Annotated in this window: 3 protein-coding genes, 2 pseudogenes and 1 other annotated feature; of the genes and pseudogenes, 1 reads left to right on the plus strand and 4 read right to left on the minus strand. The window is 73.6% G+C overall.

Annotated features, from left to right (window positions below):
* Positions 1-924: 924 nt before the first annotated feature.
* Positions 925-1,428 carry a carbonic anhydrase gene (locus Ae150APs1_RS03155; protein WP_060572284.1) on the minus strand — a complete coding sequence of 168 codons (504 nt, stop codon included), beginning with the start codon at positions 1,426-1,428 and terminating at the stop codon, positions 925-927.
* A gap of 305 nt (positions 1,429-1,733) precedes the next feature.
* Here Ae150APs1_RS03155 and Ae150APs1_RS03165 point away from each other — a divergent pair.
* A pseudogene (locus Ae150APs1_RS03165) lies at positions 1,734-2,980 on the plus strand (IS3 family transposase).
* Positions 2,015-2,143: a sequence feature (AL1L pseudoknot), on the plus strand. It overlaps the preceding pseudogene by 129 nt.
* A 659-nt stretch (positions 2,981-3,639) precedes the next feature.
* On the opposite strand, the gene Ae150APs1_RS30235 reads toward Ae150APs1_RS03165, so the two are convergent.
* The 3 genes and pseudogenes from Ae150APs1_RS30235 to Ae150APs1_RS33255 all read right to left on the minus strand — a co-directional run.
* Positions 3,640-4,842 (minus strand): cytochrome P450, encoded by a 1,203-nt coding sequence (locus Ae150APs1_RS30235; protein ID WP_010232938.1) that lies wholly within the window; start codon positions 4,840-4,842, stop codon positions 3,640-3,642.
* On the minus strand, positions 4,839-7,862 hold the full coding sequence (locus Ae150APs1_RS33250; RefSeq protein ID WP_349289903.1) for a type I polyketide synthase: 3,024 nt from the start codon (positions 7,860-7,862) through the stop codon (positions 4,839-4,841). The genes Ae150APs1_RS30235 and Ae150APs1_RS33250 overlap by 4 nt, the downstream gene beginning before the upstream one ends.
* Before the next feature lie 169 nt (positions 7,863-8,031).
* A pseudogene (locus Ae150APs1_RS33255) lies at positions 8,032-10,935 on the minus strand (type I polyketide synthase); the annotation flags it as partial.
* Positions 10,936-10,970 lie beyond the last annotated feature (35 nt).

Below are 10,970 nucleotides of genomic sequence, written 5' to 3' on the forward strand. Positions count from 1 at the left end.
AGCCAGTTTGGAAGGTCTCGCCGAACCCGCGCTCGTCGACGCTGAGCAGGAGGAACCACAGGCGCACTGAACCTCGGCTGACCGTCGTTGTCCGCCGCTAGTTGCACGCCAATTGCATGGAACGAAGCCAGCGCCCGTTGACTGGCACAGGTGCGATATTCGAGACCTCCAGTATTCGCCGGTCACTCATGGTTCAGGATCCGCGCGGCTTATACAGCCGGCCCATGCCGGCTTGCCGCCGCGTGCCTGACAGCAGGCCGATCGTCTCGCAGACCGGCCACCTCACGATGAAGCTCCACCGTTAGCTGTTCAGGATCGACCACACCCGCCTTCTGTTCGTCCAGGGGGACGAGGGCATCGACCGCCCGGCCCAGGCGGGGTCACATCCCCCGACATGACCCCACCCGTCCGGGCGTGATGGCGCGGCCCCCAACTCGTCCCGCGTCATCGTGGCTGGTGGGCCCTACGGCCCGTGGAACTCTCGGTCTTACGTCCTCGGCTTGGTAGTCAGACCTCTGAGATGTCCGGGCCGGCATGCAGACGGCGGAGCGGATCGACACACAGCGTGTCGTCGGCCCCGGCCCGATAGGCGGTGTTGGCCGACACCGAGCTGGCGCACCCCTGCGCCTGCACCACCGGGCTACCCGGCCCCCGGCGCTTCTGGCGTAGGACTCTGCGTGCCGGCGGCGAGGCCGTAGCGGACGTCATGGTTCTCCCGGAGGCCGACATCTCGACCAACCCACTCTGTTGGAGCCCTCTCGTATGCACCGAGCGTGACATGATGCGCGAACTGGCTCCGTCGTCGTCACAGAGAGTGCGACACACCGCGGGTAACACCTGAGACCCCTGTCCCTCGCACATCAGCGACCGGGAGTGCCGCCTGGTGAGCGGCGTCGGGTGTGGCAGAGCGGCCGACAGGTCGACTCACTGCGTGAACACCTCTTCGAGGGTGAACTGCTCGATGTCGAGGACGAACCCTCGGACGACGGTGTCGGGATGGAGAAAGGTCTCGTGGCGCAGCTGCACGATGTCGCGCCGAACGCTGATGACCGGGCTGGCAAAGGCGTGGGTCCGCCACTGAGGCCGGCGGCCGGTCTCCTCGGCGAGCTCCTCGGTGAACTCGTGGTCGGTGAACGTGGCCAGCCCGCACCCGGAGTGCTGGACGAGGACGACGTCGCGCGTGTCCAGCTTGCGCTGGCTGATGGCCAGCGACCGCACGATGTCGTCGGTGACCACTCCTCCGGCGTTACGCAGCACGTGTACTTCGCCGAGTGCGAGCCCGAACAGGGCGAAGACGTCGATGCGGGCATCCATGCACGTCACGACGGCGGTCTTCAAGGTCGGGGGAACGGCGAGCCCCTGTGCGTTCGAGGCGGCCAGCCGACCGCCACCTGCCTGGTAGCGGCGCAGCAGCTCTTCGTTGCTCACCCGCTCAACCTAGCCGGGCACCGCGGTGGACGGCCGCAGGAGGGCGCACAGCCCAGGTGGGCGGAGCAACGGTCTTAGCGTGCCCGCGGCGCGCCACAGGACGGGCAGCCAGCAGGGCGGACGCGGCTCGGATTGACGCGGACGGGAACCCGCCCTGACGGCGAACGGGAGCTTTCCGACCCTCTGTGGCCGCATCGGATGCGGACTTATAGACTTGCGGAAGTCTGCAAGTGCAAAGCGGGGGTGGTGAAGTGTCTCGCGCCGGGTTTGATGGAGGGTGTCAAGCCAGGAGATGATGAGCAGCGATGGCAGCCCCACGGAAGCACCCCAACGAGCTGCGGGAACGAGCGATCCGGCTGGTCCTCGACGCCAAGGCCGACCCTGTCAACGCCGGCACGAACGTCTGCCGCCGTATCGGTGACCAGCTGGGAATCCTTCCGGAAACCCTGCGCGGCTGGGTGAAGCAAGCCGAGATCGACGCTGGATCCCGGCCTGGGACGACGACCGATCAGGCCGCTCGGCTGGCGGAGCTGGAGCGGGAGACCCGTGAACTCCGCCGGGCCAACACCATTCTCAAGTCCGCTTCGGCTTTCTTCGCGGCGGAGCTCGACCGCCCGCAACGGTAGTCACCGACTACATCGACAAGAACAGGAACGAGTTCGGGGTCGGGCCGATCTGTGCCGTGCTGAAAGACGCCGGTATCCCGATCGCCCCGAGTGCCTACTATGCGGCGAAGACCCGTCCACCCTCGGCCCGGGCGGAACGCGACATCCTCGTCTCCGCCGAGATCGCACGCGTGCACGCCGAGAACTACGGCGTCTACGGCGTCCGGAAAGTCTGGGCACAGCTGGGCCGCGAAGGCGGCGTGGACGACCGGCCGGTCGCGCGGTGCACCGTCGGCCGGCTCATGAAAGCCGCAGGCCTGCGCGGTGTCCGGCGGCAGCGGGTGCCGCGGACCACCATCCGTGCCGACAGCCCCGACCTGCGCCCGGACCTGGTCGAGCGCGACTTCACCGCGACGGCCCCGAACCGGTTGTGGGTCGCCGACATCACCTACATCTAGACGCATTCCGGTTGGGTGTATGCCTCGTTCGTCTTGGACGCGTTCTCCCGGAGGATCGTGGGTTGGCAGCTGTCACGTCATCTCTACACCGATCTCGCCCTAGACGCACTCAACATGGGGATCTGGATCAGGGAACGCAGCGGTGCAGATCTGTCGCGGTTAACGCATCATTCGGACCGCGGTGTCCAATACGTTGCCATTCGCTACACTGAGCGGCTCGGCGAAGCTGGTGTCGTCGCTTCCGTCGGGTCGGTCGGCGATTCCTATGATAACGCGATGGCGGAGGCATTCAACTCGTTGTTCAAGGCCGAATTGATCCGCAACAAGGGGCCGTGGGCGGGGATCAGCGACCTTGAACTCGCGGTCGCCGAGTACGTCGACTGGTACAACCACCGCCGACTACACGGCGAACTCGGCTTCGTCCCGCCGGTCGAGTACGAGATCCATAACGCCACCACCACGACCGCCCGGCAGCCCGCCGGAGCATGAGAACTCAGCCTCTACCAAACCCGGCACTTGACACTTCGGCCTGCACGAGCTCCCGGTGACCTGGACCTGACACCAGTGATCACGGATCGGGAAGCCATGCGGACAGATGTGGCCGGTTCTCCTCCCGATCCGTGATCACCAGGCTCGGCCCGCACCCGGACCCGCTGCTCAGCAGCGCGAGCCGGTGCCGATGACGAGCGCTCCCGGCACGGGATCGAGCTGGTGTCCGACACCCCTCGTGGCACCCCTCCCACCACGCCCGTGCCATCCCCGGCAGCTGCCGCCGGATCGGACCGGGAACACAGGGCGCTCCCGCCGAGCCACGTGATCACGGATCGGGAAACCACCCGGACAGATGTGACCGGACCCCTTCCCGATCCGTGATCACCGAGTCCGGCGCCCACCCGGACCCGCTGCTCAGCACCGCGAGCCGGTGCAGAACACGAGCGCGGCACGGGATCGAGCTGCCGTCGGGCCCCCCTCGTGGGCGCACCGGATCATCCACCGCGCCGCGCCACCCCATCGGCCGGCTGCGACCCTCCGGCCCGGGGGCCACGAAGCCCGGCCCCGGACCGGGCGCCGACACCCACCTGATCACGGATCGGGAAGCCACGCGGCCGCATGTGGCCGTCTCCCCTCCCGATCCGTGATCACGAGACTCACCAGGTCACGGGGAGCTCCGTCAGGCCGCCGGAGAGGCCCTCGGAGCCACGGCGCATCTCCTCCACCGGACCTGCGGGGCGCAGCCCGGGGAGCCGGGTGAACAGCTGGGTGAAGGCGATCCGCAGGGACATCCGGGCCAGCGGGGCGCCGATGCAGTGCCACATGCCGTGCCCGAAGGTCAGGTGCGGGTTCGACTGCCTGCGGATGTCGAACACCTCGGGCTCGTCGAACACCTCGGTGTCGAAGTTGACCAGGGTGAAGTCGAGCAGCACCAGGTCGCCGGTGCGGATGGTGACGTCGCCGATCTCGACGTCGTCGGTGGCGTAGCGGGGCAGCACCGAGCCGCCGGCCTTGGCGCAGCGCAGGATCTCCTCGACGGCCTCGCGCATGGTGCGCTCGTCGGCGAGCGCGGCCTCGAGCTGGTCCGGGTAGGCCGAGAAGAGGAGCACGCCCAGGTCGACGTGGCTGGCGACGCTGTCCAGGCCGGCGAACAGCAGGCCGGCGGCGATCGGGCCGATCCGCTCGTCGGGCACCTGGTCGCAGAGCCGGGAGATGACGTCGTCGGTGGGGTCGATCCGCTTGCGCCGGGCGATGCCGGACAGCAGGCCGAAGAGTTCGGCCTGACCCGAGGCGACGCGCTCGGAGTCGTCCAGGTCGCCCATCGTCATGATCGTCTGCACGAGCGCGGGGCGGTCCGCGGGCGGGATACCGATCAGCGCGCACAGGACGGTCAGCGAGTACGGCATCGAGAACCCGCCGTGCAGGTCCCCGGGGGCGCCGGCGGCGACGAACCCGTCGAGGACCTCCTCGGCGATCGCGGACACGGCAGGCATCAGATTCAGCACCCGCCGCGCGGAGAACTGCGGGGTCAGCAGCCGCCGCATCTCCTTGTGCAGGTCCCTGGCCTGCTCGGCGTCGTCGACGACGAGCAGGTCCAGGAACGGGTTCTGCACGTACCGCGGGGCGTTCGGCGGGTCGGCGTGCGCGCGGCCGAGACGCTCGTCGTGCAGCAGGGACTTGAGCTCGGCGTAGCGGGTGACCAGCCAGCCGTCGTCACCGGCGGGGGTGCGGACCCGGCAGACCGGCGCCTGTTGCTGCAGCTCGCGCAGCAGCGGGCTCATCCGCAGGACGGGCGGGGTCTGCCCACCCAGCGACGGCGGCCCGTCACCGGTGACCGGGCAGGTGGCCGGGGTGCTCATGAGACGTCCTCCGTGGTCGGGGCGGGCAGCTCGGCGAGCCAGGTCTCGATCGCGCCGGCGGTCAGCGACGAGTGCTCCATGGCGAGCGAGAGGTGGTCGGCGTCGATGTCGACGACGGCGTCGGCGGGCACCGCGGAGGTGTCCAGGATGAAGTCCTCGACGTCGCGGGCGGCGCGGACGAGCAGCGTCGGCGCGGTCGTCGGGGGCGAGTCGATCTCGGTCATCGTCATGAACCAGTGCGCCATCGCCGACATCCGCGCGCTGTTCAGCGTCACCGACGGCGAGTCGATGTCGGCCAGGTAGAAGCGGGTCGTGCGGTCCAGGTCGTTGCCCTCGGCCGCGTCCCAGCGGATGGAGGCGGTGTCGAGCAGGACGACCGCCTCCGGCCGCACGCCCCAGGTGTCCTCGAGGACGCCCGCGGCGAGGTAGGCCAGCGAGCCGCCGGTGGAGTGGCCGACCATGACGAACGGCTCGCCGTCGCTGGCCAGCAGCACGCTCTCGGCGACGATGCGGGCGGCGGCCTCGCTGGTGGCGGGCAGCTGCTCGCCGGGTGCGAAGCCCATCAGCGGCAGCGCGGACACGTGCCGGCTGCCGCGGAAGTGCGCGGCGATCCGGGCGTACTGGTGCACGCCGCCGGTCGCACCGGGCGCACTGACGAAGATCAGCCGCGGGTCGGTGGGCCCCTCGGCGAGGGTGACCGGCTCGGACAGCTCCTCCAGCTCGGCCGGGGACGCGAACATCGGACGGGTGTTCGCGGCGGCCTTGAGCATCCGCATCGCCTCCACCAGCTTCCCGCCGCGGACGGCGGCGTGGAACATGCCGACGAGCGTCTCGTCGCCGTGCGCCGCGGGCCGCCCGGCCGTGGCGACCGGCGTCGCACCGGGTGCGGGGGCCTGCTCGATCTGCTCGTGCAGCCGCCGGGCGAGCTTCACCGGGGTCGTGCTGTCGAAGACGATCGACCCGGCGAGTCGCAGCCCGAGGACCTCGCCGAGCTGGTTGCGCAGCCCCACCGCGACGAGTGAGTCGAAGCCCAGCTCCAGGAAGCCGCGCTCCGGGTCGACCGCCGCCGGGTCCTCGTGGCCGAGCAGCCCGGCCGTGTAGCCGGTGACGAGCTCGACGAGCAGCGCCTCCTGCCCGGCCGGGTCGAGGTGGCGCAGCCGCTCCCGCACCGTGACCGGCGACGAGCCCGCCGCGGCGGCGGTGCGGCGGGTGCGGGGCACCAGGTCCCGCCACAGCGCGGGCAGCGCCTGCTGCACGGCCAGCCCGGCGACGTTGATCCGGGTCGGGACGAGGACCGGCTCCGGCCGGGCGAGTGCGGCGTCGAACAGGGCGAGACCGTCGGCGGCGTCGAGGGCGGGCAGCCCGCCGCGGGCCATCCGCTCCAGGTCGGCGTCGCCGACCTGCTCGGTCATGCCGCTCCCCCGGCCCCACGGGCCCCAGCCGAGCGACACCGCGGGCAGCCCGAGCCCGGCCCGGTACCGGGCCAGCCCGTCGAGGCCCGCGTTGGCGGCGGCGTAGTTGGCCTGCCCGGCGCTGCCGAGGATCCCCGACACCGACGAGTAGAGGACGAACGCGGCCAGCGGCAGCTCGCGGGTCGCGGCGTGCAGGTGCCACGCGGCGTCGAGCTTGGGACGCAGCACCCCGGCGAGGCGCTCGGGGGTGAGCGAGCCGGTGAGGCCGTCGTCGAGGACGCCGGCGGTGTGGACGACCGCGGTCAGCGGGCGCCCGGCCGGGACGGACCCGACCAGCGCGGTGACGGCGTCGGGGTCGCCGGCGTCGCACGCGGTGACCGTGACGGCGGCGCCGAGCGCGGTCAGCTCGTCGCGCAGCGCGGCCGCGCCGGGGGCGTCCGGGCCGCGCCGGCTCGCCAGCAGCAGGTTCCGGGTCCGGCCGGTCGTGACGAGGTGCCGGGCGAGCAGCGCACCGAGCCCACCGGTGCCGCCGGTGACCAGGACGGTGCCGTCCGGGTCCCAGTCCGCCGCCGGACGTGTGGTGTCCGGTGCGGCCTCCGGCAGCCGGGCCAGGCGGGCGGCGCGGACCGCGTGGTCGCGGACCAGCAGCTGCTGCTCGTCGAGGAGCAGCAGGTGCGGCAGGACTCCGGCCGAGCGGAACGTGTCGTCGAGGTCGACGAGCCGGATCCGGCCCGGGTTCTCCGTCTGCGCGGCGCGCACCAGGCCCCAGACGGCGGCGGCCGCCGGGTCGGTGACGGTCCCGCCGTCGGCGGCGACCGCACCCCGCGTGACGACGACGAGGCGCGCGTCGGCGAGGCGCGGCTCGTCGAGCCACTCCTGCAGCAGGCCCAGCACCCGGGTGGTCAGGGTGTGCACGGCGGCCGCGCCGCCGTCCGGGTCGCCGACGACCGGGATGAGGAAGACGTCGGGGGCGAGCCCGGTGTCGCCGACGGCCCCGCCGAGGGACTCGGCGTAGGCGCTGACGGTCTCGTCGGCGCGGTGCATCGCGTAGCCGAGGTCGAGCTCGTCGTCGCCGACGACGGCCCAGCGGGTGCCCGCGGCACGGTCGCCGAGCTCGACGGGGGTCCAGTGCAGGCCGAACAGCCCACCCTGCCCGGTCGCGGCGGGCGCCTGCGCGTCGCCCGTCCCTCCGGTGTGGACGGTGTCGGCGGTGAGCACCGGGGCGCCGGTGGGGTCGGTGGCGACGAGGGCGAACGTCCCGGGACCGGTCCCGGTGATCCGCACGCGCAGCGTGCCGGCGCCGGTGGCGTGCAGGGTCAGGCCCTCGATCCGGTCCGGCCCGGTGGCGGCGTCGGTCGTGGCGTCGGTGGTGGCGTCCCGGCCGAGCGCGGCGGCGGTGCGCAGGGCCGCGTCCAGCAGCGCGGGGTGCAGGCCCCAGCCGTCGGCGGTGGCGCCGTCGGGGAGGGTGACCTCGGCGAGGATCTCGCCGTCGCGAACCCACGTCCCGGGTGTGCCGGCTGCCTGCCGGGCGTCGCGCGGCGGCCACTCGCCGGGGTCCGCGACGGTGTCCCGGCCGTCGTCGGGTGCCAGGACGCCGCGGGCGTGCAGGGTCCACGGCGCGTCGTCGGGGGGGGCGGGCGTGCACGGTCAGCCGCAGGCGCCCACCGACGGCACCGGTGCCGGTGCCGGTGTCCACGGCGCTGTCCACGGCGGCGTCGACGGCGCTGTCCACGGAGACCTGCAGGGCCACGCCGTCGCGGTCGCCGACGCTCAGCGGGGCGACGAGATCGAGCTCCTCGACCCGCGGGGCGCCGACCTGGTCACCGGCGCGGACCGCGAGCTCGGCGAACACGGTGGCGGGCACCGGACCGCCGGGCAGCCACGGCTGGGTCCGCCGGGAGAGCCGTCCGGTGAGGACGGTGCGGTCGGCGTCGGCGAGGGCGACGGCGGCGCCGAGCAGCGGGTGCCCGGCGGCGGTGAGGCCGAGCCCGGCCGCGTCGACGGTGCCGGCCCGCAGCGTCGGCCAGTACCGCTCCCGGTCGAACGGGTAGGTCGGCAGCGGCACCGGGGCGGCGTGCGGGGTGGTGGTGCCCTCGGCGACCGCCGCCCAGCCGACGCCGGTCCCGCGGGTCCACAGTGCACCGGCCGCGCCGAGCACGGTGGCCTCCTCGCCGGCGTCGCGGCGCAGCGCGGGCACGGCGACCGCGTCGGGCGCGTTCTCGGCGACCAGCGCGGACAGCACCGCGTCGGGGCCGAGCTCGAGGAAGGTCCGGACGCCGAGCCCGGCCAGTGCCGCGACGCCGTCACCGAAGCGGACGGCGCCGCGGGCGTGCCGGACCCAGTAGCCGGGGTCGGTGAGCCCGCCGTCGACGGCGCCGGTCAGGTTCGACACGACGGGGATCTGCGGCTCGGCGAACGTGAGGCCGTCGACGACCCGGGCGAACGCGTCGAGCATCGGGTCGATCAGCGGTGAGTGGAACGCGTGGCTGACGGCGAGGGCGCGGGTGCTGCGGCCGTCGGCGTCGAACCGGGCCCGGACGGCGGCGACGGCGTCGGCGTCGCCGGAGACCACGACCGCGTCGGGGGCGTTGACGGCGGCGATCGCGACATCGTCGCCCAGCAGCGGGGCGACCTCGTCCTCGCGGGCCCGCAGGGCGACCATCGCCCCGCCCGCGGGCAGGTCGGCCATGAGCCGGGCGCGGGCGGCGACGAGGGTGCAGGCGTCGTCGAGGGAGAGGACCCCGGCCACGTGCGCGGCGGTGATCTCGCCGACCGAGTGGCCGGCGACGTGGCCGGGCCGCACGCCCCAGGACTCGACGAGCCGGTAGAGCGCGACCCCGGTCGCGAACAGCACGGGCTGGGTGTGCCGGGTGTCGTCGAGCGCGGCCCGGTCGGTGCCCCAGACGACGTCGCGCAGCGCGGTGCCGAGCCGGGCGTCGAGCAGGTCGACGGTCTCGTCGAACGCGGCCGCGAACACTCCGAACCGGGCGTGCAGCTCCCGGCCGGCGCCGAGCCGCTGCGAGCCCTGCCCGGAGAACAGCACCGCGAGCCCGCCGCGGTCGCCGGTGGGCACGACGTCGCGGACGGCCTCGGTGAGCCCGTCCGCGGTGTGGACGAGCAGCGCGCGGTGCGCGAACGCGCTGCGGGTGGTGGCCAAGGCGTGGCCGACGTCGGCCGGGGCGTGCCCCGGCCCGAGGGCGCGGAGGTGTTCCAGCTGGGCGTCGAGCGCCGTGGCGGAGCGGGCCGAGACCGGCCAGGCGACGGCCCGCGGCGACACCGCGGGCTCCGCCGGTTCCGCCGGGTCGGCGGGGGCCTGTTCGAGGACGACGTGGGCGTTGGTGCCGCTGATCCCGAACGACGACACCCCGGCGCGGCGGGCCCGTCCGGTCTCCGGCCAGGCGGTCTGCTCGGTGAGCAGCCGCACCGCCCCGGCGGACCAGTCGACGTGGCTCGACGGCGCGTCGACGTGCAGGGTCCGTGGCAGCGTCGCGTGTTGCAGTGCCAGCACGGTCCGGATCACCCCGGCGGCGCCGGCGGCGGCCTGGGTGTGGCCGAGGTTGGACTTCACGGAGCCGAGCAGCAGCGGCCGGCCGGGGTCGCGGTCGGCGCCGTAGGTGGCGAGCAGGGCCTGCGCCTCGATGGGGTCGCCGAGCGCGGTGCCGGTACCGTGCGCCTCGACGGCGTCGACGTCGGCCGGGGACAGCCCGCCGCTCGCGAGCGCCTGGCGGATCACGCGCTGCTGCGCGGGCCCGTTCGGGGCGCTGAGCCCGTTCGACGCGCCGTCCTGGTTCACGGCCGACCCGCTGAGCACGGCGAGCACCGGGTGCCCGTTGGCGCGGGCGTCGGACAGCGTCTCGACGACGAGCAGGCCGATGCCCTCGGACCAGCCGGTGCCGTCGGCGCCGTCGGCGAAGGCCTTGCAGCGCCCGTCCGGGGCGAGGCCGCCGTGCAGGCTGAACCCGGAGAAGTTCGCCGGGGTGGTCATCACGGTGACGCCACCGGCCAGCGCGAGGCCGCACTCCCCGCTGCGGACGGCCTGGGCCGCGAGGTGCAGCCCGACCAGCGACGACGAGCACGCCGTGTCCAGGGTGACGGCGGGGCCCTGCAGCCCGAGGGCGAACGACACGCGCCCGGACAGCACGCTGGCGGCGAGGCCGTTCCCGGCGTAGCCGCCCATGTCGTCGCCGGAGGCGAGGACGAGGTGGGTGTAGTCCTGCCCGTTCGTGCCGACGAACACGCCGGTGCGGCTGCCGCGCAGCCCGGCCGGGTCGATCCCGGACCGCTCGAACGCCTCCCACGCGGTCTCCAGCAGCAGCCGCTGCTGCGGGTCCATCGCGAGCGCCTCGCGCGGGGAGATGTCGAAGAACGACGGGTCGAACTCGGCGGCGCCGGGCAGGAACCCGCCGCGCTGGGTGGCGCTGGCGCCGGGCCCGTCACCGGCGAGCACGTCGAGGTCCCAGCCGCGGTCGTCGGGGAACGGGCCGATGCCGGCGCGGCCGCCGGCGAGCAGCTCCCACAGGTCCTCCGGGGAGCGGACCCCGCCGGGGAACCGGCAGGCCATGCCGACGATCGCGACGGGCTCGTCCCGCCCGGACTCCGCCTCGGCCAGCCGTCGGCGGGTGTCGTGCAGATCGGCCGTGACCCACTTCAGGTAGTCGACGAGCTTCTGTTCGTCGGGCATGGTCCTGTCCGCCTCTCTCGTTCGTGGGGGTCCGG

Origin of the sequence: Pseudonocardia sp. Ae150A_Ps1 (assembly GCF_001932315.1) — a bacterium.
Lineage (GTDB): Bacteria > Actinomycetota > Actinomycetes > Mycobacteriales > Pseudonocardiaceae > Pseudonocardia.